The organism is Nocardia sputi, assembly GCF_023501985.1.
The window spans coordinates 87,393-110,334 of the sequence record NZ_JAMFLC010000027.1 but is presented as its reverse complement, the minus strand read 5'-3'; the positions used below and the strand labels follow the sequence as shown (position 1 = coordinate 110,334).

Here is a 22,942-nt window from a genome sequence, read left to right as displayed (position 1 = left end):
AGCCCATCCAGATGCGGGAACAGGACCGCCATCGGTCCAAGATCAGAACACCGGCCACATGATCGATTATCAAGCGCGCGTTGGCAATCCGGGTCGGGTCAATCACGCAAACCGTGCCAGATCCAGTTTTCACGTTCCGCCGACAGGCGTGTCGACCGCTTTGGGGACGAGCGTCTATTCCGGGGTAGGGATAGCTTCGACTGGCCTGGTTCCAGTGTTCGGCACCTCCATCACCGAAAGCACCCACACCACAGCACTCGCCCGAAGCCTCGCCTGGGAGCCTGTTCAGCGACCTGTCGGGCGCCTGCTCTCGGTTGGTTTCCTGCTGTTGCTTCCAGCGTTGTTCGCTTTGGCTCCGGCTTTCGCCGCCTACCGCACCATCGAACCCGAGTCGCAAGATTTGGCCGCGATACTGGGGATTCTCTTCGTCTCCGGCGCGATCGCCACCCCAGGACTGCTTGTCGTGACGGTTGCAATCCAGCGAGCACGCCGTAACAGCAAGATCGCCCGAGGGCGTCACGCCGCATACACACTATGGCGGGCTGCCTTCTATTGCCATCGGTGCGGTCTTGCGTTCTGGCCGTACTCTCCGACGCCGGGGGTTCCCGCTCGGCAGGGTTTCGCGCCGCAGCAATTCCGTTGGTTCGTGTGGACTGCCGGAGGCTACGCGAACGCGTGAGCTCGACGACCTCAGCGGAGGCTGATAGTGGGAGCATTCTTTGGCCACCTCCGGTGGCCGGTGCCCTGTCTCGGATACGCGCGCTGCCGCCGAACTGCTAGCGGCCAGGTGATACTCCGGTTCGGTGGCTGTGTGCCTCCGGGCCGGTGGCCATGATTTCTCCGGGTGGGCGGACGTCGGGTCTCCGGGACACGCCTGAGTAAATGCGAAACGGGATCCTTTCGGGCGGGTTGGCTCGTGTGTGATGCGCATTGGCCAGCCTCGACGTTGGAAGGGATCCCGTTGACGAAGTCCGACAGGGAGATCATGGAAATCCTGGAAGCGTTCGATCTGACACGCTGCGCGCATTCGGCGGCGCAGCTGGCGGGAGTGGATGAGAAGACCGTGGCGCGGTATGTCGCGTTGCGGGACGCGGGCCGGGACCCGCTGGATCGGTTGCGGAGGTCGAGGGCTATCGACCCGTTTCTGGACAAGGTCGAGGAGTTGGTGGACAAGTCTCACGGCAAGATCCGTGCGGATGTGGTGCATCAGAGGCTGACGGCGATGGGGTTCTCAGGCGCCGAGCGCAGCACTCGCCGCGCCGTCGCGGAAGCCAAGCAGGCATGGAAGGCCGGCCACCGCCGCAAGTATCGTCCATGGATCCCCGAGCCTGGGGTGTGGTTGCAGTTCGACTGGGGCGAAGGCCCGCGCGTGAACAAACGCCGGACGCAGTTGTTCTGCGCCTGGCTGGCGTGGTCACGGTTCCGGGTGGTGATTCCGTCGTGGGACCAGACACTGGGGTCGCTGGTGCTGGGCATCGATGCGACGTTGCGCCGGATCGGCGGCGCCCCCACGTATCTGCTCACCGACAACCCGAGGACGGTGACGGTGGACCGGATCGCGGGGCTGCCGGTTCGGCATCCCGAAATCGTCGCGGCGGGGCGTCATTACGGCTGCAAGGTGGAGACGTGTGAGCCGTTCGACCCGGAATCAAAGGGCGGCGCGGAGCACACGGTGAAGATCGCGAAAGCCGATCTGGTGCCGACGACGGCGAATCTGCTGCCGGAGTATTCCTCGTTCACTGAGCTGGCGGATGCGTGCTGGGCGTGGTGTGAGCGGGTCAATGCCCGCCCGCATCGCGAGACCGCTGTTGCGCCGGTGGCCCGGCTAGCGATCGAGCGAGGGCTGCTGCACGTGTTGCCGGCCGAACCGCATGCGGTCGCGCTCGGTGAGGAACGCCTGGTCGGTGACGATCAGACGATCCGGTGGGGGTCGGTGCGCTACTCGACCCCCGATGGGCATCAGAGACAGAAGGTGTGGTGCCGGGTCGCCGGGGAGGAACTTGTCATCACCGCCCGAACCTCGCAGGGGCTGGCCGAGATCGCCCGTCATCGGCTGTCGACGCCGGGGAATCCGCGGATTCTCGACGAGCACTATCCGCATCATGTGGGCGGGGATCTGCCGCGGGTGCGGAAACTGCGTCCGCGGACAGTCGAGGAGGTCGCGTTCCTCGAACTCGGTGAGGGCGCTCGCCGCTGGCTGACCGAGGCGTCCGCGTCCGGGGTGTCACGGATCCGGGCGAAGATGAACCGCGCCCTGGAGTTGGCGGCACTGACCGGTTCGGAGGCGGTCGACGAGGCGCTGGGGGTCGCCGCTGCCGCGGGCCGGTTCGACGACGGTGACCTGGTGTCGATCCTCGACCACCTCGCCAAGTTCTCCGGACTCACCGATGTCGTCCGCGCGGACGAGACGCACTCGGTGCAGCCCGGCACCGCCGGCTGGGGGAGGTTTGGCGCATGAGTTCTCCGAGACCGCCGGCGTTGCCCGAAGAGCTGGACAAGATCTGCCGCCGGATGCGGCTGCCCTATCTGCGCAAGGCCGCACCCGATGTCCTCGCGACCGCGCGGGCGCAGCGCTGGGACCCAGCCGAGGTGGTGCGGGTGCTGCTCAACGAGGAAGTCGCGGGCCGAAATGCCGCCACCCGTCGGCAACGCCGCAAACACGCCAACTTCCCCACCGGCAAGACCTTTTCGTCCTGGCTGCCGGAAGAGTCGTCCATCCCCGAAGCCACCCAGAATGCGCTTGCCACCCTGGAATGGGTCGGGCGGCAGGAGAATCTGGCTGTCGCCGGTCCGAGCGGAACGGGCAAGAGTCACTTCGTCGAAGCATTGGCGCATGCGGCGATCGAGAAGGATCTGCGGGTGTCGTGGTTCACCCTCGAATCCCTGACGGCCACGATCGGGAAGGCGAAAGTCGACGGGTCGATCGCCCGCGCGGTGGCGCGCATCTGCGCCTGCGATCTGATCGTAGTGGACGACATCGGCATGCTGCCCGTCGCCACGGACGCCGCTGAAGCGTTCTACCGGGTGATCGACGCCGCATACGAACGCCGCTCGATCGTGGTGACCAGCAACATCCACCCCAGCGGTTTCGATTCGATCATGCCCAAGACTTTGGCCACCGCGACTGTCGACCGCCTGCTGCACCACGCGCACCTGGTGCTCACCAAAGGCGATTCCCACCGGCTGGCCGAAGCGCTGGCAGGCAAGGGGGTGGTGCCGCTCTCGCCTTGATTCTCGGTGAGGAGAAGCTGAAACCGGTGAGCCGACAATAGGGGCCATGTTCGAACTGAACGTCCCCGTGCACGAGCTGTCTGTCGATTCCCGCGAATCTCAGCTCTACGTTTCGGGCAGGGTCTGGCTCACCATTGACGGCCATGACTTCCCCGAGCGCAACTGGAGTGACGACGTGCTGTCGTTTCTGGGATCGCTGCGCAACGCGATCGAGAACGCCCGCAGTAGTGGCGAGGAAACCGACTTCTATTTCTGGGAAGGAAGCTACTTCGTCAAGCTCGTCCCCATACCGGCTGCGCCGCAGGCGCGGCACGTCGAAGTGTTCGCGGTGAACGACACCAGCCGCGATCCCGACGAGGGCGGCGACGTGGAGGCAAGCTGCGTCTGCAAACTAACCCAACTCGACAACCAGTTGCAGACCACACTCAGCGAACTGTCCCAGTGGGCGCACCACAACCATGAGGCAGAACTGCTGGAATTTTTACGCCGGATAACGCCTCACCCCACATCAAATAGCAGTTGACACTTTCACACATGGTCCCTTGCCCACCAGGCCGCCCGCCCGGAGAACTCGTGGCCGCCAGGCCGGGCAAACACTGTCCGCCCATCCGGACCCGACCAGGCCACCCACCCGGGTCTCCCACTGACCGTTGACACGAACCAAGCACACGATTCCCCCTGCCGGCGGCAGCGCCACCGGCCGCGCCTTCCACACCGGCGAGGCGGGTTCGCGAGGATGGACTGGGCGGTTCCACGAGGACCTCGACGAGCTCGCCGCCGGTCTGTAGGCGCTGTGCCTGCGTGACCGCAGCGCGCCTTGCCGCTCCCGCCGCCACCGCGTCCCCGAATACCCCGCTGGCCTACGCCGCGAGCTGGTCTTCGACCGAATGCAGGGCGCTGAGCTGGCATACGGTCGGAGCCGGAAATTCAGCGACACCGGTGGGCGTGTCTGCTGAGGTGCGGGGAGGCGGGCTGCGAGCATGAGCGCCCGTGTCCGGTGCGAAGAAGAAACCAGCCCGTCGCCGCGCCAGCCGATCCGGCGGTGACGCGGCCTGGAGCGTACCGCGCGGCGAGGTGGCGTGGGTCGCGGCGATGCGCACACACATCTGGCATCGCCGATACCCGCCGTCCTCGGTGATGCAGGCGCTGGGCACACCCTGCGGTCACCCGGTACCCGCGGCGGACCTGCGGGTGTTCGCCGGGCTGGATGTCATGATGCGAGTACGCGGCTGGAGTTTTCTCGGGGAATGCTCCGGCCCGGAAGTCCTTACCTGGATCTACGGGCCGTCCGACGCCGGTGAGAGCTATCTCGACCGCGGTCTGGAACCGGTCACGACGATCGCGGCCACCCTCGACCGCTCGCTACCGACCGACACCGTGCACGACTGCGAAGTCGAAGTGCTGCTCGTCGGCACCCACTACAGCCAAGCCCGCCTCACCGGCCTGACCGGCCTCACACCCCATCTCACACTCATCGAGGCCCACCGCCCCGGCGACCCCATCACCCTCCCGTTCCCCCTCGGCCGCGCCCGCGTCACCGACCGCGCCGACCAACTCTCATCAGTGCCATCGATGATGCGGCAAGGCTGTGAGCAGCGATAAATCATGTACAGGTCGGGGAACCGCAGAAGATCCGATCTCGGAAGGAGATGAGATCGATGGACCCCTTCGGCCTCGATCTCGGCGTCGGCCTCCACGCGTTCCTCAGATGGCTGGCCGTCACGTTCGGACTCGGATACGGCCTCACTGAGCGATACGCCGCATCCTCCCCACCGCGGCAGCAGCGGCCGCGGTACTCCTCACCGGCGTCGGCTGCGCGTCGTCGGACGTCGTAGTCGAACAGCGGAGACAGCAGGAAGGGAGTGCCCTCAGCGATGCCCTCCCGCCTAAGCCAACCCTCCCCGGGATTCTTGGCAAACCGAACCAACCACCGCGACTGAGGCATCCGGCAATTCTCTGATCATTGACCGACTATGCCCAACCCAGGATCAGGGAGCCGAGCGCTCCACGCTCTCCGCCACTGCTGCTGGGAACCCAGCCTGCGATGATCACGTCCGTCGTCTGGCGGATTGCCGTCTTCAACCACAGGCGGGAGCGCGTTCCGGGGAGGTAAATGGAGTCGATACGTTTGCTGACCACACCTTCGAGGCTGTGGGAGGCGGCGGTGTCGAGTATGGTGTCGACCGGGATGTCGGTCCATTCACTGCCCGACAGTGGTGTCGAAACTCGTTGTGCGAGTGTAGATCATCGTGCAGTTTCCGGGCTGCTTGGGTCGGTGGTCATGTTGCCGGTTTCGGCACGGTGTTCGTCGCGTGCGCGAACGGTTCGGGCTGTTGGTCGTCTGGGACGTGGGAGACGACGATCGTTGTGTGCTCGCCCTGCTCGACAGTGGTTCGGGTGAACCCTGACTGGCGTAGTGCATCGGTAAGTTGGTTGGTGGTCGGTCCGCGGTATACCTGCGGGTCGAGGCGGCGTGGGAGGCCATGTTCAGCTGGTCGGAATGCGACGACCAGTCGGCCGCCGGGCGTCGGAACGCGGCGGATCTCGCGTAGTCCGGCGTCCAGGTCGTCCCAGAAATAGATCGTGTGCACGGTCAGGGCGGCCTGGTACGACTTCTCCGGCACGGGCAGTGCCCCGGCGTGCCCGTGCAGCACGTCGACTTGGCCTGCGAGGATCGCCGCGGCATTGCGGCGACATGCCTCCGCGATCATCCCCGAGGCGGGGGCGATCCCCGTGACTCGGGCGCCCCGCCTGGCGATTTCGGCCACCGCTCGACCCGGGCCGCACCCGATGTCCAGCACGGAGTCACCGGGCGAGGCCGCCAGTAATGCGATCGCCTGGTCGTTGATCGCGGCGGTCTCGTATATCCAGAGGCGGCCGAGTAGCCTTCCGAGAATGCCGTTCGGCCGCGCGCTGTGTGTGGACACAGCCCGGCGCCGAGCGGGCCTGGTCGCGGTGGCCTGATCACCGACACTGCACAACGTCAGGCACGAAATCACCGCGTCGACCTCGTGTGGGTGGGCAACGTCGGCACCGGGTACACCCGTGCCGCGCTGGCCGATCTTCACGTGAGACTCATTGCGCTGCAGCGCGACACGCCGCCGGTCGTCAACGGCGCCGCCGCGCAGGGTGTGGTCTGGGTGCAGCCCCGGCTGGTCGGTACTGTGGCGGTCGCCGAACGGACCCGCGAGGGCTTCCTGCGCCACCCGGTCTGGCACGGGTTACGCGACATCGATCCCCGGCACGTCCCGCCACGGACCGACTGACCACCAACCTGCACCCGGTGACCGAGATGACTGCGCCACCGAACAGTCTGTCCGCTCGATGCTCGCTCTGCTCGCCGCGACATTGGCCGATATGACCTCCGTCCGCGAAACACAACGCTGCACAATGATTCCCACGAACAAGCGGCGTGCGGCCGGTAATATCCACAGAGGCCGTTCATGCCCGACAAAGGGATGATGGCCGCGGGTCCGATACCACGCAGTCGCCCGCACTACTCGGCAAAGGTGTCCATCATGGGTCTTCCAGCCAGCAGCTCCGACCGAGAGAAGATCGTCACCGAGCTGCCCGAACAGCTCCACGAACAGCTGAAGGCCAGAGCAGGCCAGTTCGGCCTCGAGATCCAGACCGCCGTGGAACAAGCCAACGCCGGAAGGCGCGAGCTAAAATCATCGACACCGCGGGGGCCGAGCCGTTCACGACCTTCCTCCCACCCGGATTATGGACAAATTCCGGGTGATCGCCCGACAGCGCCGCGTGCCGCTGGTTCAGCGGGGTCGCCCAAGCAGTTCACATGTGGCTGGAGGCGCACCGCCCAGCGGAACCACCCAGGCGAGACTCGATCATCCTCGGCTGAGCCGACCAGAACATTCAAGAGTTCTGGTTCAGCCGAGTGTGGCACGCATGCGATCACCGCGGCGGCGCTGGGCTCGTTCACGACCGCCGTTATTCGCAGCCGCGATTGCAGAGGTTAGCGCAATGGAGAGGTGGAAGAATGAACCGACTGAAAAAGCTGGCAGCGGCGGTGTGTGCGGCTCCTATGGTTATTCTGGCGCTGTCCGACCCGTCAGCGCGGGCTGATAACTCTTGGGCTACCGGCCCTGTCGTGGGGGCGGCTGGTAAATGCATGGCCGTGAGCGGGGACGGCTCAGCAGATCGTACGCCGATCGTGTTGGCAGACTGTACCGGCGCAGTGAACCAGCAATGGGTGGTTCAGCCTGACGGCTCCCTGACCGCTCTTGGCAAATGCCTCGGCCTTGTCGGCACCGGAACCGGGGGTGGAACCCTGACCCATCTGTATACCTGCAACGCGACAAAAAGACAGCAGTGGATGTCGGACGGATCGAGGCTGCGTAACGTGCAGACGGGTAAGTGCCTGGATATCGTGGACGGCTCCACCGATAGCGGTGCCCGGCTTCAGATTTGGGAATGTCACGACGGGGCGAACCAGAAGTGGAGCCTCCCTAGGACCGGCCCTGTCATCGGGCCCGGCGGCAAGTGCATGGACGTTTACGAGGGCTCAGATGCCGCGGGCACACCGATTGTGTTGTGGCCTTGCCATGGGGGAGCGAACCAGAGGTGGACCGTTAACGCAGACGGCACGCTGCAAATCCTCGGAAAATGCCTTGCCGTAGACGGTGGCGCCACGAAGAACGGCACGCGAGTGCAGTTGTGGCCCTGCAATGGAGCAGAAGCGCAGCGGTGGGAAAAAGGCGGCACAGCAACGCGTTCTACGCTCCGTAATCCTCATTCGGGTCGATGCCTGGACGCCGAGGATGTTTCCGATGGCACCCAGCTGCGGATTTGGAACTGCCACGGGCAGCCGTGGCGCCTTCCGGCCCACATCAAGTAGAACAACTCTACCGAAGACCAAGCACAGAATTTACCTGACCGACTGTATCCATTGTTACGGCGAGACTTTCCAGCAGGGCTACAGACGGTCCAGGAACGCGATACCAGACATGGAGGATGGAGAAGATGAAAACCTGCCCGGCGACGGTACCGCGGCGCGTACGGCGAGCGGCCCTCATCTCGATCATGACTCTCGGAATTTTTTCGATAATGACGCCGACAGCCTCTGCCGAGGAGATCATCGAATATAGCGCCACGGATCCGTCCAGTTGGGAAATACTGACGGAATGCGAGAGCCATGGCCTTAACTGTACATTCACTGTCGAAGGGGTCAGTGAGGTGCTCGAGACGCCAAGAGTGTCATTTAAGCAGGTGGGTTCATCGGCAAAAAATTGCAGCGCGGCCAGCCTGGTGCAGACCGTCGCATGGAGTGATGAGACGAGAGCTGCGTATACCTTTGGCGTGACCGTCGGCCCGAATGTGGCGAATATGGCCTTCGGAGCCTCATCCGAGACCGCACACACCGAAGGCGGAAGCACTCAGGTGACGGTGAACGAGGGGACCATTGCTTTCATCGAACGTGCGCAAATCATGAGGATCTATTATGGGTACCTGGAGACTCCATATATGCAAACTTACCCCGACGGGCCTATTAACCAGAAGTATCGGATCCGCACTGGTATCTTCAAAGCCGTCCCGGATGGAACAGACGGTAAGGCTTCAACTATTCAAGCAACGACTCGCGAACTGAGTGATGAAGAATGGTCGACCTGTTAGCCCAACCAGTGACTTAAGGATTTTACCTGATAGGTCTGCGGCCGAGGTGTGTGGATGCCGAGACCTGGTCAGGTCAAGCCGGAAACGGATGAGCGATTGCCCGACCGCATCGCGGTCGGGCTGTCGACGCGGACGTTTCCGCCGGAGTTGGTGGATCGTGTGGCGGCCGATTGGGGCCGGGCGGGGCAGCAGACGCGTTTGTCACCGCGGGGGCGCTGGGCTCGTTCACGACCGCCGAACCGGTGCCGGCCCGTCAGCTGTTCGAGCATCTGGGTCCTGGTGATCTGTTGCTGGCCGATCGTGGTTCTACCGGTGTGCAACTGTGGCGAGCAGCGTGCTCGGGCGGAGCGGATCTGTTGTGACGCATACGATCCCACCTCATCCTGCTGGCGGTCGAGGAGTTGCCCGACGGTTCGTATCTGTCGGAGATCGTAGTGAACCGCCCCGGCTTTTCTGCCGCCCCGTTATGGGGTAGCAGGAAGGATATGGGCCATGCCCAAAAAGATCGACCCAGTGCTTCGGAGCCAGGCCGTCAGGCTTGTGCGGGAGCACCGCTCGGAGTACTCGACCGAGCGTGCCGTGCATGTCCAGGTCGCCGAGTCCCTCGGCGTGTCCCGGGAATCGGTGCGGCGCTGGGTGATGCAGGAAGAGATCGACGCGGGCCAGGTGCCGGGTGTGACCAGCGACGAACGCGACGAGTTGCGCCGGTTGCGGGCGGAGAACAAGCGGCTGCGTGAGGTCAACGACATCCTGAAATCGGCGACAATTTTCTTCGCGGGGGAACTCGACCCCCGAAACCGCTGATCGTGGCATTCACCGACCAGATGCGCGCTGCTGGTCACGCCGTCGAGTCGATCTTGATCGCCCTCAGCACCGCTGGGCTCGAGATCGCGGCACGAACCTTGCGGGCCTGGTGTGCCCCGGCTGGACCCGGGAACAGGCCGGCGGCCAGGACCGTGACCGACGCCCTGATCCAGGACGCGATCCGGACCCTGGCGTTCACCACCAACGCCGCCGGGCAGCGTGTGCTGACCCCGGAAGGGCTCTATGGCCGGCGCAAGATGCTGGCTCTCATCCGCCGGACCCTGTTCCCCGACGCCGGGTTCGGGGCCGTCGACCGAGCCATGCGCTCGCTCGGCTTGACCGGTGTCGTGCGTGGTAAACGAGCCAGGACCACGATCTCGAACCCGGCAGACACCAGAGCACCTGATCTACTTGACCGGGACTTCACCGCGGTCGCGCCGGACCGGAAGTGGGTGACAGATTTCACGTATGTGCGGACGTATCAGTCTTTTTCGTATGTCGCGTTCATTGTGGACTGCTTCTCCCAGAAGATCGTGGGCTGGCATGCCTCGATCAAACGGGACGTCGAGCTGGTCGATGTGCCGTTACGGATGGCGCTGTGGCGCCGCGGCCATGAAGGTAATCCGGTCGAAAGAGGTCGGTTGACATGCCATTCCGATGCGGGGTCTCAATACACCAGTATCCGCTTCACCGAGCATCTGCGGATCGAGGGCATCAGCCCATCGATCGGCAGCGTCGGCGACGCCTACGACAACGCCCTGATGGAGACCATAAACGGCCTCTACAAGGCCGAATGCATCCGCACGGCGGTGTTCCACCACGGTCCGTGGAAGACGATCGCCGATGTCGAGTACGCGACCGCGGCATGGGTCGAGTGGTACAACAACCGGCGCTTGCATTCGAGTCTGGGCATGATCTCACCGACCGAGTACGAGGCAGCGCACTACGCTGACACAGACCGATGGGCCGAGTGACTACCGGCTCGTAAAACACCGGCAGGAAAGCCGGGGCGGTTCATAGAGGCGAAAGGTCACCGCAAACGTGCCGATCCGACGACTGTGCGGGTCATCGAATATACCCTCGAAGGACCGGGGTTCCCGGCATTCGACATGTTCTGACATTTCGGCTTACCAGCACCCGGATCAGGAGCCAACACGCGGTTGTTCGGCTCGTTGGTCGTCGCCGGCCACGACAGCCACGGCAGCTTGCCATGCACCGGTTGCGTCGGCACCGGATTCAGCTACGCGGCCCGCCGGACACTGCGCAAACGCCCTGGACCAGATTACCCGCGAGACCAGCCCACTCGATGCGCGGGCACCCGCCGCGGTCGAGCGCTGGGCCCGGTGGGTGGATCCGGTTTTCGTCGCCGACGTCGAATATCGTGAAATGACCGCCGAGGGCATCTTGCGGCATCCGAGTTTCCGGGGAATCCGCACCGACCGCTCACCGGAGGACGTCGGTTGGCCCGGATGAGTCCACCCGCCGCGGCGGCAGCAGCACCAGTTTGCTGGCTTTGGTTTCGTGGGTGAGCTCGGTGATGACCGCGCAGAGGGTTTTGATCTGGTCGAGGTGTTCGCGTTCGCGGTCTTCGAGTTCGCGTATCCGATCATGTGCGTCAGTGAGTTGCTGTTGCAGGGCAACGGCGTTCGCGAACGCCGGCGCGTAGCCGGTTTTGGCTTTGAACTCGGCGACGAGCTCGGGGTGGTGTTCGTAGAGCCGTTGCCGAGACAGCGCGGCCTCGGTGGCGAGGGTGGAGATGGTGAGGGTGCCGTTGCTGCGGTGCGGTGCGCCGGTCAGCAGGCGCTCGGCGGCGTCGCGGATGCGTCGACGCTCGTCTGTCAGCTGGGCAGAGCGGCTGGCGGGGCGAGACAAGGGGCAGGGTCCTGTCTAGGGTCGGCTGGATTCGTGTGTGGCGATCGCCTTTTCGTGCTCAGCGAGGCGCTCGGCGATGCGGCGATACAGCGGCATCGGCAGGCCGGGGTGGGTGAGGTCGGTGGCGAGGACGTTGACGTGGCGGCGCAGCTGGGTGATGTCGCGGTCGGTGTAGGCGATGTTGGAGCAGCTCAGGCGGCACCGTGGCCAGACCGGTTCACCCGTATCAGCGGTGATGTCGCTGTGGCAGGCCGCGGTTTCGGGCCGGAACACGCATGTCAGTAATGCTCCGTGATGAATCTGGAGGTCGGGGTTGGCCAATGCGGCACTGGCTTGGGCACCGGTGGTGATGGTGACGCCGTGGAAGTGGTGGGCATCTGCGATCCGGTGGCGATAACGGGCGGCGGCTGGACCGGAGATGTGCTCGCCGTGGGCCAGTCGTTGGTGGTCGTCGTGGAGTTGCTCGGTGCGCAGCAGGAACTGCTCGAAGGTGATTTCGTCGAGGAACCCGGCGTCGGCTTGACCGGCGTAGCCGTGAGTCATGCCGGTGTAGAGGTGTCCGTACTGAGTGGCTGCGGCGATGGTGCCGCCCGGGCGGCGCACGATGTGCCAGGCCAGGTTGTGGGCACCCTTCAGTGCTGACCGTTGACCGAACTGATGGGTGGGACTCGATTCAGTGGTGGCTCCTCCGACTGATGTGGGTGACGTTCGCTGCACTCTGAATTTCCTTTAGGAGTTGAGCATTGTGAAGACTTAGACGTTGTATCTGCGCGACGGCCAATTCGAGCTGCTGCTTCAGTTGATGGTTTTCTCTCCTGAGCTTCGAATTCCGCGCCGCGAGCCTGACTTCTTCGGTTCGTCGGGCGGCCTCGGCTATCGGAGTCGTTCGCCGGTCGGCGATCTCTTGGGCGATATCTGGGTAGCGGCGACGGAATGTCGTGTTCGACAAGCCGAGGATGCGGGCCAGTTCCAAGACGCTGGGATGCTTGCCGCGTTCCTCGCAGGCGGTGGTCAATTCCTGGAATCGTTTCCTGACCAGAGCATCGGAGACGTCGGGGGTGTTGCGCGTCATTCTGGCGAGTGTTCCTGTTCGTTGGCTTTGAGGAAGTCGACGATCTTCTGGCGCCGCCTGGTCAGGAGAGTGTGAAGGCGCGGCGCGAGGAGGGGGATGCGGCCGAGTTGCTCGTCGATGCGGGCGATCTCGGTGCGCCAGACACCGATGTTCTCGGCTGTCAGTGCGACGTTCTGGCAGGCCAGGGGCTGGCATCCTCCGTGGGCTGGGAGGTCTTCGCTGTTGCCCTTGCGGGCCCGTTCGCAGAGCGCCTTGACCGGGTCGTTCACGCAGGTGATGTAGATGCCGGGATAGATCGCGGGATCGTGCCTTTTCATGATCCTTTTGAGCCGATGCTCGTCGCGGACGACCTGGCCCTCGAATTGGGCGTGGTCGCCGAATTCGGTCAGGCGGCGGGCGGCCTCGGCCGAGGACGGCCCGGCCAGGTTCAGGTGCTGGTGGGAGTCGATCATCTCCATGTAGACCTCGCCGCGGGCGATGGCCTGCTCGCTCTCAACCTCGGCACGGAAGCCGGAGTCGCTGGTGCCGGCGTAGCCCTCGAACATCTGGATGCTGTGGTGGCGATATTGGAGTGCCCCGGCGACGACGCCGCCGGGGTGTCTGGCGATAAACCACGCAAGGGAGCGCCGGAAGATCCGTGTCTTCAGCCGCAGACCGCTGCTCCCGGCGGCGATCGTGTCGGTGCGGCCGTGCTGGGTGCAGAGGCTGTTGACGAAATCGACGAACAAGTTGAGGTTGAGGTTGGTGGCACCGACTCCGATGGCTCGATCCACCCGGTCTCCCTTGGCTTGCCCGGGGCCGTGTGGAAGTGCGCCGAACAGGTAGTCCTGGCCAGGCTCTTGGAGTTGTTCGAGGACCCCGACGGCGCGGGCGACAGGTTCGCAGACGGTCCAGGTGGCGTCGACTCCGGTGACGTCGTTTTCGCCTTTGAAGGCTCGGCTGTGGATTTTCCAGCGGTAGGGCCGCCCGTCTTCGTCGCGTTTGATCTCGATGCAGCCGCGTTTGATGTGTTTGACCTCGACGTCTCTCATCCCGCTGAGGAAAGCTGTCGTGATGTAGCAGGCGATCTGCAGGTGGCGGGCCAGCGCGGCCAGGCCCGTGGGCAGGGCGTGCGAGGTGGTGATCGCGGTGACCCAGGGCTTGCCGTCGAGAGTGCCTGTGATGGCGTCGGTTTCGACGAACGCGGCGTCGGCGATGCCGACGACGGCGGCCACCGCGTCGATCATCTCGCTCCGCCTCAAGATATCTCGCCGGTGGCAGCCGATCCGTGCGGCCAGACGGGTCGCGTTCGGTTGACCTTGATAGCCCGGCAGCGGCCGCCGTTCGGCGACGTGGCGGTCCAGCAGCTCCCGCAGACGGTGATCGACGCCATGCTGAGACACCGGGCAGCGGTTGCCGGTGCGTTCGGAACGCCAGAGGCGATCTGCTTCGAGAATGTCCGCGGAGAAGTCGATGAATCGCAGTGCCCAGACCAGCAGCGGGCCGAGAACGTCTTCGGGCAGCCGATCTGTTGTGTTCTCCCGGTCGCGGCGTGGCCGGTCTTCGCCCCATCCGTCGAGGTGCAGGGGATCGAATTGGAGCCGGTCGTTGCCCAGGTGGCCGCGCCAGCGCCAGAGAAGACGGACCGCGGCTCGTGCGGCTTCGCGGGCGCCCCGGCGGCGGGGGAAAATCTTGAGCAGGTGACGGTTGTAGGCATCCAGATCAGCCGGTGAGATGGCAGACAGCTCATGCAAGTGCGCGGGCCATCTCGCGTCGAGCCAGGTCAGAAAGCGTTTGATTTCCCCGAACGCGGACCGGACCGACGCGATCGCGCTGTGTTTCTCGCCGATCGGCGGCTCCAGGTCCTGGCAGAGCAGGCTGTAGAACAGGCGCCGGGCCGCTGGCCTGAATCGTTGTGGCAGCGTGAGGAAGTCGATCACCACGGTGCGTTCCTGAACCTGAACGATCGCTGGCTTCAGCCGCCAGACGTCGTCGCTGAAACGCGAGGTGTCCTGCAACCGGACACCGGGCCGCAGGGGGCGTCCGGCCAGGACGAACGCCGTGGGCAGCGGGGCGGCGGCCAGTGGCCCGCTGGCAAGAGCACTCATGGTGTCTCCCATGGGTTTTCGACGAGATCGAGCAGGGCGTCGGGGACCTGTTGTTGTCGTGCGCTGGTGACTTCGGCTTCGCTGAACTTGCCGAGGATGTCGCGGCGGACCGCGACCCAGGTGGATCCGTAGCGTTTCCACCACTGTTCCTCGCTCAGATGACGGCGCAGACGGTTCAGTGCGTCGAGCAGAGACAGCAGACGAGGCAGGTGGTCGCGGGTCACCAAACAATTGCCGCAGTGAAAGCAGAGCAGGAACGAATCACCGCATGCCTTGCCGGTCTCCGGGTGATGCTCGAAGTCCGCGCAAGCACTCCACGCCGTGTCGAGCCGGCCCTCTGCCAGGTCACGCGCGGCGCCCGGCTCCAGGCCCGCCTGGTCCGGCCCATCGGTGCCGGGAAGGACGGTGGGGCTGCCGCGGCGGGCAGTGATCCGAGCGTGCGCTGCTCGGGCGGCCTCTTCCGCGTCGGCGAGGGCGTCGGCGATGACGCCTTCGGCCCAGTCCCGGGTCCCGGCGTCGGGCTTGAGGTAGTTGCTGTAGAGGACTTGCGCGGTATTGGTTTTCGCCGCCGAGGGCAGGTGCCCGCCGAGCTGACGGGTGCGGCGGGCATCGACAGTGGTCTTGATCCTGTTGAATGTGATCGTGAGTGGTGCAGCCGATGGTGCGGGCTGCTGCTCGTCGGCTGTGCCGGGTTCAGCATCGGCGATGGGATCGGCCAGCACCGGATGGGGTCGGGTCTGCGCCCACTTCGTGAGCACGAGTTGCCCGCTGGCCCGCAGGTCCGTGGCGAACGGCGCGTAATGCTCGTGCTGGGTCCCTGTCACCTTCTCGCGATGTCCGTTGCGCCAGAGGCAGATTGCGGCCGACGATCCACAGATGTCGCGGCTTCGGGCGGTGAGTTCCAGCAGCAGCAGGTAGAGGCCGCCCGGGGTGTGTAGCTCGCGCGTCTTCGGGCCGATCTCCCAGGTCACCTTGTCGAACCAGCGGTTGGCGCCGCGGCGGCGTTTGGTCACATCGACCTCGACAGCGCGACCCTCCAGCAGCCGATGCTCGACGGGAAGTTCCTTGAGCGTCTCGCCGTTGCGTTCGGTCACGATCGACAACAGGATCAGAAGCGGAGCAAGGTCACCCCAGGTCAAGAACAGTTGGGAAGCGAGTTCTCGGCGCTGTGCCCACTGCCCGAATCCGGTCCCCGGCGGAACTGCGCCGGTGGCCGCGATGTCGGTGAGGGTCTGGGCCCGCTGGCGCTGTTGGGGCTCAACGGCGTCGGGGTCCTCGCGCCACTGGCGGATCAAGGCCTCGCTGGCGCGGATGCGGCGGGCGATGGTGGCTGTGTCCGCTCTCGCGGCGGCGGTCAGCCTGTTCATCTCGCCGGTCGAATAGCCGCCGACCGCCTCGGTGCTCGGTTTGAGCACTCGCCGCGCCAGCGCGTCCCGGGCGTCGGCTGGGATCTGGTCTCGGACCTTCTCGTGGCCGAACAGCAGCTGGAGCTCGGCCATGTCCGTGGAGCGCGTGCCCGCCGCGGAATCGATGCGGGTGTGGAAGAGATTGACGTGGTGGCGGGCGAGCTGTGCAGGCGCCACGGGCTGTGGGTCGAGCCCGGCCAGGAACTGGGTCCAACGGCCGATCGTCAGCCATCTGCTCTGTGCCCCAGCCAGTGTGCGGAGGCCCCCGCTGGGGCCTGTGCGCAGCGCGAACGCCTGGGCGAGAAGCGGGTGCCAGCCGGGTAGCGGCAGCTTCCCGACGTCGAAGGAGCCCCGTCGGCCGTCCTCGCCGTGGAAGTCGACGACGAGTCCTCCCGATGCCGTGTCCCGAACAGGTGTCGGCGCTTGGTAGCCCTGCTCGGGCAGCGCCGAGGGACGGTAGTGTCCTGTGCTGCCTCGTCCTCGCCGTGTCACTCGTCGGCCTGGATCAGGTCGGCCGGGGGTTCCTCGGTGCCCAGCAGGTCCGTTGAGGTGTCGCGTGGGTCCTCCCACTGACTGGGCACCAACGCCATCCGGGTCTCCATCTCCAGTTCCTGTAGTGCGTGCAGGTAAATCAGGGTGGTCGTGACCGATCGGTGTCCGAGCCGACGGCGAACCCAGTCCAGCGGGTCGCCGAAGATCCGCTGATAGTGCAGCCGCTGGTCGGGGTTCATCTCGGCGAGCGCGGCGATGTGCCCGCGCTGCAACTGCTCGAGCGTCACCACTGAAAAAGTGTGGCGTAGGAGGTGGGCGTGCCCGGCCAGGTCAAGGCCCTGGTCGGAGCAGCGGATATTCGCATCGCGGAACATGTCTTTCCAGGTCGACAGGCTCAGAGGCATACCACTCTCGCCCAACCACAGCATCGCCGGCTCGAGACCGTCCTCGGTGTCCACCAGCAAGCGCCGACGCTCGACAGGGTTCAGGTCTCGGACGTCGACCTTCGTGCCGCGTTGAATACCGCTGGTGCAGACGGCCTGGTGAGGTATGCGGGGGTCGGTGATGACGAACGGTCGGCGGATCCGCTGATACGTGCCGGTGGCGCGGGCCTCGTCGATGACAGCGCGGCGGTCCTCGAGCACGTAGGACGTCAGATCTCGCCGCACCGAGGCCGGCGCGTAGATCCACCGCGCGGACCCGCCTTTGGCGATGGCTTCCGGCAGCCAGAAGCGGTTGTATCCAGCAGGTCCGGGGCCGGTCGGCACCTCAAGGACCAACAGACTCGCCTGCTCTTCCAACCTCATGCCGGTGCGGACCATCAGATCGCAGAAAGCAGCGTTGCGAGACGCCCACCTACCACGGAAGCTGTTACGCGGCAGTCCATCACAGCCGTAGCCGAGCACGCCGACATCCCGCCACTGCCGATAGGAAGCCGGAGGAAACCACTCGATCGTGTGCTTCCCACCGTCATGGGCGTAGCTTGCTGGAACCTTCTCCGTCCCCGCGCCACGGTGTCTCCGACCCTGCGCTCCCGGGGAACCGTGTCGGCCCGCTCGACTCTCCCTCTGTGGGATAGGAATCGTTGCGACCCAAGACTTTCGGCTGGCATATTCGTAGAACTGGAACAGGTGGGATACGTCCTGACTCCACGTATCGCCGCCGATCCGCGGCCCGCGCAGGTCATGCCGACGCCAATAGAGGAAGGCGTCGTGATCGCTTTCGGTCGCATCTCGCCAATCGGCGCCCCGGGTTCGATGCAGGAAGTTGAGGAACGCGCACAATGCCGTCGCCCTGTTCCGCTGGCTATTGATCGGCCCCGCCAAGAACTTCACCCTATGGAAATGCGAGTTCAGATCGGTGTCGTAAGAGAAATCCGGCCCGAGGATGAACGGCGTCCCGTCCGGAATGCCCATCTCGTCGAGCCATAACTCCCAATCCTCGTCGGTGTCCGTGGCATGCCAGGAACGAGGCGAGGGGCTTGGTAGATCTCTCGATGTGTAGTGGACCGACCAGGCCCGTCGGGAAGACACCCGTAGGACCGTACAGTGCGGTCACTGACCAGGCATGCACAAGCCAGGGTGCGCCGCAACCGGCCGCCGGTGGCGGGGCCGTGCTCGTCGTCGCGGATGCGCGGATGGCCGATGGTGTCGGCGAGGGTGGTGTTGAACCAGGTGACGAAGTCGCGCAGGTCGTCGTTGATCTGTCCCTTGGTGCGGGTTCTGGTGGATTCGATCCAGTCGAGGGTTCCGAATTTCCCGAAGGGAAACAACGTCGCGGAGGGTGCGAGGTCTTGCAAGACCGAGATGGCTTGAGCCCCATGCTCGTTGATGACCCAGGGAACGGTGGCCGGGGTTCGCTGCGCGCGCTCAGAGGTGGTTTTGAGCTGGCGCCCCGACAGGAAGATCATGCCGAGTTTCTCATCGCGGGTGACGCATCCGCGTCGCAGGTTGAGTACCTCCCCGACCCGCATTCCAGACAGATAGGCGATGACCAGGTAGCAGGCGGTAGTGACGTGACGAATCAGCGTACGCAGTTCGGGTGCCTCGATCGGCTGATGCCGCCACGGTTTGCCCTCGACCTTGGTGAAACCGGTGACGCGTAGCAGCCCGGGCTCAACCGGGAGTCCGCTGCCGGCGATCGCTGCCGCGCCGCATTTGCGTTGCAGCTGTTGATACCCAGCTGGCCGGCATGCGCTAAACCCAGTAAGTCGACGACTGTGCAGCCGCTCTCTTCGCGGCCCGGTAGCGGGAATCCTGCGGCGGCGAAGACCGGCAGGATGCGTTCGAGTCGCTGTTGGGTGGATCGCCAGCCATGCGGGGAACGAGGGTCCTGTGTCTGCAGATCCTCGGTGGCGCGAACGGCAAGGGTGCGCATGGCGACCAGGCGCCGCGCTGCGGGCACGATGTCGGCAGCGATGATCTCGGTGACCAGCAACGTCGCTGAGAGCAGTGTGCCCATCACGTCGGGGTGGATGCGGGGTGTGCGGTTGCCGACGCGGCGCGGGTCCGGGTCGTCGGCCAGCTCCGCCGCGCTGGCACCGCCCCAGATCACCGGCACGGTGATCCGGGCGAATTCGGGCAGCCAGTCGGCATACAGGTGCAGGCGCTGGACGGTCAGCAGCCTGGCGCGCTGGTGGGAGGAGGTGATGGTCTGGCTGAGGGTATAGGCGTAGTAGGAATTCAGATCGGACTCGGTGATTGCGGTCAGAGCGGCGATCCCGCGGTTGTGCAGCCATCGCAGAAAGATCCGAAGGTGCCGCAGATCCGTCCAGATCGAGGGAATTGTCAGCACCCGCGACCGGGAGGTCGATATCCGTGGTGCGTCCTCGACGATATTGAGCAGGGCGAAGACATAGAACTTGCAGGCCAGCCGCAACGATTCCGGGTACGTGCCCCAGTGGATGATTTCGTTGGAATGATGGCGGTCGGGCAACGCCGGGAACAGGTCCCATGCCGGATCCGCGAATCGGGACAACACCGCGGTCGGGTCATAGATGGGGCGCCGAGCCAGCACCGGGGTTTCCGCGGTGACCAGCAGATCGCCGATGACGACCTCGGCGCCAGGGTGGGGATTGGTCATAACGAGTCGAGGTCTCCTGCCAGCAAGCGGACTGCCATGGTGCGGTGGGTGTCGGTGATCTGGGCTCGGGCGTGGTCGCGTTGCGCGGGCTCGAATTCGGCGATGATCTGTTCGAGCTGCGCGACCCGTCCGGCGAATTCGCCAACCCAGCGGGCTATCGGCATTGCGGCCCGCGCGGCCGCCAACTGGTCGAGCACCGCCAGCTGGAAGGGCAGATGCCGCGGGAACGCCCGTGCGTTCGAGCAGTCCAGGCAGGTCAGAAACGTTTGGCGACAGCGATTTCCGCCGTCGTGTGGGGAATGTTCGTAATCCACGCAGGCGCCCACGACCGTGTCCGGGGCATCGATGGCGGGGCTGGTGTGCACCTGGATGCGGCGGCGGGCGAGTGCGTCGGTGACCTGAGCGTCGAGTGCTTCACGGATGATCTGGTAGCCCTCTTCGGTGACGGTGTGCATGTTGCGCAGGTATCGGCGCAGCGTGGCCGGGGTGTGGGCGACCGGTCGCCGGTGTCGCTCCAGGTGTGTTTTGCGTAGCCGGCTCAACCCGAGGCCGCGGATCACCTCGTCGCGGTGAGGATCACCGGTGAGCAGGTCGCTGACCCACAGCGCGCGGCTGGAGTTGTTGATGCCGGGCGAGCGGTCGCTGAGACCGGTTTCGGCACTGGCGTTGTAGAACGCGAACGCGAACTCGGTTCTCATCATCGCCCGCGCGGATGCGGTCAATTCGACCAGCAGCATGAACACCCCGAAAGGGGTGGTCAGCGATGTGCGCAGCACCTGCTGCGGCCGCTGATCCTCCGCCAGCGGATGCAGTTCGCTGCGCAGATCCGTCAGCGCCACGGTCATCGCTGCCCGCGGACCGCGCCGATACTTGATCGCATCGACGAACACGATCCCCGGCTCATCCGGAGCTGAAGCTCGCGTGCGCGGGACTGGCAACTCGAAGACCGTCGAGGGATTCAACCCCGTCAAACCGACCAGCAGCGCACCGAACGCCCACACCTCCCCGGGCTCGAGGTGCACCAGCGACTTCAGCGGCCGCTCCGCCGCCCAGCCGGCGATCAGGACCGTCGGAGAGTCGAACCCGCTTGTGGTCGCCTTCGGCAGCTCACCGACGCGCAGGTAGTAATCCAGCACCGCACCCAGACAGCGATCCGGATCCAAACGGTGGCGTGTATCGAACTGCCCGGCCCGGAAGTTCTCCACCAACTGCCGGTGGGCCAGGATGCGGTCGCGGGCCGGCCGAATGATCCGGCGCAGCGCGACGGTGATCCACCGCCACTCCTGCTCGGTGTAGGGCTGGGCGCCGCCCTGATGAGGTCGACCATTCATGTGCCGGGAAATCTCGCGCACGACCTCCACCCGCACAGTCGGGCAGTAGCCCAGTATAGTCCGCAGCTGCGACACCGGCCGGTCCCCATTGGGCGAGCGCATCGCGTTGAGCATCATCCGGGCATCAGCGATGCTGAGCTCGGCCAGCACGGTCATGGTGGGGCGGTTCTCGGCCAGCCAGAGCGTCGCTTTGCGGATCACTGTCCATACGCTGTTCGCCGATCCCAGCCGCCGCCGCGGCCCCAATGGGCCAATCGTCTCTGCGAACGCCGCAGCGAACTCTTCCCGAATCTCCACCTGGCCCGGTAGAACCGAGAAGTCGAAGGTCCTGCGCTGGCGGCCGTCCTCACTGACGAACTCCACCACCAAGCCACGCTGCCGCGGCGGTGGTCGCCACCCCCGCGGCGGCAGACCCGCCGCGTGTCCTTTGCCGCTCACGCGTTCATTCCGGTCAGCACCCGCGGCTGCCCCACCGTCAAGGCGTCGACCAGACGCTCCAAGGCGCGGCGGTCATCGGCCTCCATCAACCCCATCAGCGCCTCGACCTCCAAGGCCTTGAACGGTTCGAGATACACCTCGCGGGTGACCTCGGCGCTGCTGTGCCCCAACAGCGTCGCCATCAAATACCAGACATCACCCAGCTGATTGCGGAAGTCGCGCTGCTCCTCTTTGCTCAGCAAGTCGGTGCGATGCCAGGCCACGAACGTGGCAATGCAATACCAGCGCAGCGCAAACGAATGCCGCAGCATATGAGGGCGACACCACAACCGCGGCGCCCCACCCGCAGCGCCCATCGCCCGCGACACCCGGGTATTGGCGCGGTCGAATGTCTTGTACCAGGCATGCTTCGGCCGCGGTATGCCGTCGTAGTTCAACCACAACCACACCGGCTCCAGCCCTCGATCCCCCTCACGGAACAACCTCATCCGCAACCGCGGCGCCATCGCGTCCAGACGAATATCACGCAAACGACCGAGATCATCAACGACCCGGATCACCCCACTGTTGCGGACTTCCCGAAGCAACCACCGGCCCGCGACGCTGTCGTAGCGGCCTGCTGCCTGCGCACGCGCGATCGACGCACTGCGGCCGCCGTCCTCGACATAGAACCTCACCAGCTGCGCCACCCGACGCCGCATCCAAAACGGCCGACCCAGCGATCCCTTCGCGCACGCCGCCGACAACTGCCCCCGGAACAACCCCTCCTGATGCGGTGACGGCAACTCGATGGTCAACTGGCTCGACCACTCACCGAGACGTAACCCAGTGCCGAACAGTCCCTCGACGAAGGCAACATCACGGTCCTCGGTACGCCCTCGCCACGCCTCGACCGGCAGCCCATCAAGCGTGAAGCCCCGCAATCCGACATTGCGCCACAACCGAAACGCCTCGGGCGTCAACCACTTCACATCGGCACGGCGGATCGCTGCAGGCGTGCCCTCGAGCACTTCCCGGGCTGCCCTGCCATCGATTCCGCGCACAATCGCGCGAACCCGAACGGGGTTCTCCACCCGTCCGTGCCGCGCCGCCCACTCGTAGAACCGGCGGATCGCCGCGCGATCGACCTGGAAGGAACTCGGCATCACCGCGTCCGGGTTCTCCTCCGCCGACAACCGCCACTGCTTGAACATCGCAAGCTCATCACGCCCGACCTCCTCCCACCGGACGCCGATTACGTGTAGGAAGTCCAGCCATACCTTCAGCGAATATGCATACCGCCGGAGCGTGTCGACCTTCAAACCCATCGCGCCGGGCTTCGGCGCCCGCCAGAACGCGTTGATCAACGGATCCGCGCGACCCCACGGATCCACAAAGAACGGCGTGCCGTCAACCGCACCGTTCTCCCGCGCCCTTGCCAGAACATCACCGACCCCCTCAATTAGATGATCGACGCCGGCCCACCGACGCTGAAAGTCGTAGAACCCCAACGTCCAC

22 protein-coding genes are annotated in these 22,942 nt (G+C 65.2%); 10 read left to right on the top strand and 12 right to left on the bottom strand.

Annotation, left to right across the window (positions count from 1 at the left end; translation table 11 throughout):
- From M8859_RS30650 to M8859_RS30630, 5 genes are all read left to right on the top strand, one after another.
- Positions 1-679 (top strand): hypothetical protein (locus tag M8859_RS30650; RefSeq protein WP_249645302.1); only part of this gene is annotated, 679 nt, incomplete at its 5' end.
- 306 nt (positions 680-985) lie between these two features.
- Positions 986-2,458 (top strand): IS21 family transposase, encoded by a 1,473-nt coding sequence (gene istA / locus M8859_RS30645; protein WP_249645304.1) that lies wholly within the window; start codon positions 986-988, stop codon positions 2,456-2,458.
- On the top strand, positions 2,455-3,231 hold the full coding sequence (gene istB / locus M8859_RS30640; protein WP_195070116.1) for an IS21-like element helper ATPase IstB: 777 nt from the start codon (positions 2,455-2,457) through the stop codon (positions 3,229-3,231). Before istA ends, istB begins: the two co-directional genes overlap by 4 nt.
- Positions 3,232-3,277: 46 nt before the next feature.
- Positions 3,278-3,754, top strand: coding sequence for a hypothetical protein (locus tag M8859_RS30635; protein WP_195070117.1), 477 nt, complete (start codon positions 3,278-3,280; stop codon positions 3,752-3,754).
- Positions 3,755-4,221: 467 nt separating this feature from the next.
- On the top strand, positions 4,222-4,833 hold the full coding sequence (locus M8859_RS30630) for a hypothetical protein (RefSeq protein WP_249645301.1): 612 nt from the start codon (positions 4,222-4,224) through the stop codon (positions 4,831-4,833).
- Between the two features lie 369 nt (positions 4,834-5,202).
- On the opposite strand, the gene M8859_RS37770 is transcribed toward M8859_RS30630, so the two are convergent.
- A complete protein-coding gene (locus M8859_RS37770; RefSeq protein ID WP_372492953.1) occupies positions 5,203-5,406 on the bottom strand; it encodes a hypothetical protein in 204 nt (67 codons plus the stop codon).
- Positions 5,407-5,510: 104 nt separating this feature from the next.
- Positions 5,511-6,299: a class I SAM-dependent methyltransferase gene (locus M8859_RS30625; protein ID WP_249645300.1), complete on the bottom strand. Its 789-nt coding sequence runs from the start codon at positions 6,297-6,299 to the stop codon at positions 5,511-5,513.
- Here M8859_RS30625 and M8859_RS30620 point away from each other — a divergent pair.
- From M8859_RS30620 to M8859_RS37760, 5 genes are all read left to right on the top strand, one after another.
- Positions 6,243-6,497 (top strand): ATP dependent DNA ligase, encoded by a 255-nt coding sequence (locus tag M8859_RS30620; protein WP_308221236.1) that lies wholly within the window; start codon positions 6,243-6,245, stop codon positions 6,495-6,497. The genes M8859_RS30625 and M8859_RS30620 overlap by 57 nt on opposite strands.
- A 731-nt stretch (positions 6,498-7,228) precedes the next feature.
- Positions 7,229-8,086: an RICIN domain-containing protein gene (locus M8859_RS37765; protein WP_195154567.1), complete on the top strand. Its 858-nt coding sequence runs from the start codon at positions 7,229-7,231 to the stop codon at positions 8,084-8,086.
- A gap of 116 nt (positions 8,087-8,202) precedes the next feature.
- The gene (locus M8859_RS30615; protein ID WP_195154568.1) at positions 8,203-8,862 is read left to right on the top strand and encodes a hypothetical protein; all 660 of its coding nucleotides are present in this window, start codon (positions 8,203-8,205) and stop codon (positions 8,860-8,862) included.
- 492 nt (positions 8,863-9,354) lie between these two features.
- A protein-coding gene (locus M8859_RS30610) for an IS3 family transposase (RefSeq protein WP_249645299.1) occupies positions 9,355-10,640 on the top strand; the annotation gives its coding sequence in 2 pieces (ribosomal slippage) (positions 9,355-9,628 and positions 9,628-10,640; 1,287 coding nt in all).
- Between the two features lie 67 nt (positions 10,641-10,707).
- Complete coding sequence (locus M8859_RS37760; protein ID WP_195154569.1) at positions 10,708-11,139, top strand: ATP dependent DNA ligase; 432 nt, start codon at positions 10,708-10,710, stop codon at positions 11,137-11,139.
- On the opposite strand, the gene M8859_RS30605 is transcribed toward M8859_RS37760, so the two are convergent.
- The 10 genes from M8859_RS30605 to M8859_RS30560 all read right to left on the bottom strand — a co-directional run bounded on the left by M8859_RS30605 (position 11,110) and on the right by M8859_RS30560 (position 22,935).
- On the bottom strand, positions 11,110-11,538 hold the full coding sequence (locus M8859_RS30605; protein ID WP_249645298.1) for a hypothetical protein: 429 nt from the start codon (positions 11,536-11,538) through the stop codon (positions 11,110-11,112). The genes M8859_RS37760 and M8859_RS30605 overlap by 30 nt on opposite strands.
- A 15-nt stretch (positions 11,539-11,553) precedes the next feature.
- Positions 11,554-12,141 (bottom strand): hypothetical protein, encoded by a 588-nt coding sequence (locus M8859_RS30600; RefSeq protein WP_249645297.1) that lies wholly within the window; start codon positions 12,139-12,141, stop codon positions 11,554-11,556.
- Between the two features lie 70 nt (positions 12,142-12,211).
- Positions 12,212-12,610 (bottom strand): MreC domain-containing protein, encoded by a 399-nt coding sequence (locus tag M8859_RS30595; protein WP_249645296.1) that lies wholly within the window; start codon positions 12,608-12,610, stop codon positions 12,212-12,214.
- The gene (locus tag M8859_RS30590) at positions 12,607-14,607 is read right to left on the bottom strand and encodes a hypothetical protein (protein ID WP_249645295.1); all 2,001 of its coding nucleotides are present in this window, start codon (positions 14,605-14,607) and stop codon (positions 12,607-12,609) included. The genes M8859_RS30595 and M8859_RS30590 overlap by 4 nt, the downstream gene beginning before the upstream one ends.
- An 86-nt stretch (positions 14,608-14,693) precedes the next feature.
- The gene (locus M8859_RS30585) at positions 14,694-16,595 is read right to left on the bottom strand and encodes a hypothetical protein (protein ID WP_249645294.1); all 1,902 of its coding nucleotides are present in this window, start codon (positions 16,593-16,595) and stop codon (positions 14,694-14,696) included.
- Positions 16,592-17,401, bottom strand: coding sequence for a site-specific integrase (locus M8859_RS30580; protein ID WP_249645293.1), 810 nt, complete (start codon positions 17,399-17,401; stop codon positions 16,592-16,594). Before M8859_RS30580 ends, M8859_RS30585 begins: the two co-directional genes overlap by 4 nt.
- A gap of 545 nt (positions 17,402-17,946) precedes the next feature.
- Complete coding sequence (locus M8859_RS30575; protein ID WP_249645292.1) at positions 17,947-18,567, bottom strand: hypothetical protein; 621 nt, start codon at positions 18,565-18,567, stop codon at positions 17,947-17,949.
- A 50-nt stretch (positions 18,568-18,617) separates the two neighbouring features.
- Entirely contained in the window at positions 18,618-19,676 is a 1,059-nt protein-coding gene (locus tag M8859_RS30570; RefSeq protein ID WP_249645291.1) for a site-specific integrase, read from the bottom strand.
- On the bottom strand, positions 19,673-21,445 hold the full coding sequence (locus M8859_RS30565) for a hypothetical protein (RefSeq protein ID WP_249645290.1): 1,773 nt from the start codon (positions 21,443-21,445) through the stop codon (positions 19,673-19,675). Before M8859_RS30565 ends, M8859_RS30570 begins: the two co-directional genes overlap by 4 nt.
- The gene (locus M8859_RS30560) at positions 21,442-22,935 is read right to left on the bottom strand and encodes a site-specific integrase (protein ID WP_249645289.1); all 1,494 of its coding nucleotides are present in this window, start codon (positions 22,933-22,935) and stop codon (positions 21,442-21,444) included. Before M8859_RS30560 ends, M8859_RS30565 begins: the two co-directional genes overlap by 4 nt.
- Between the last annotated feature and the right edge of the window lie 7 nt (positions 22,936-22,942).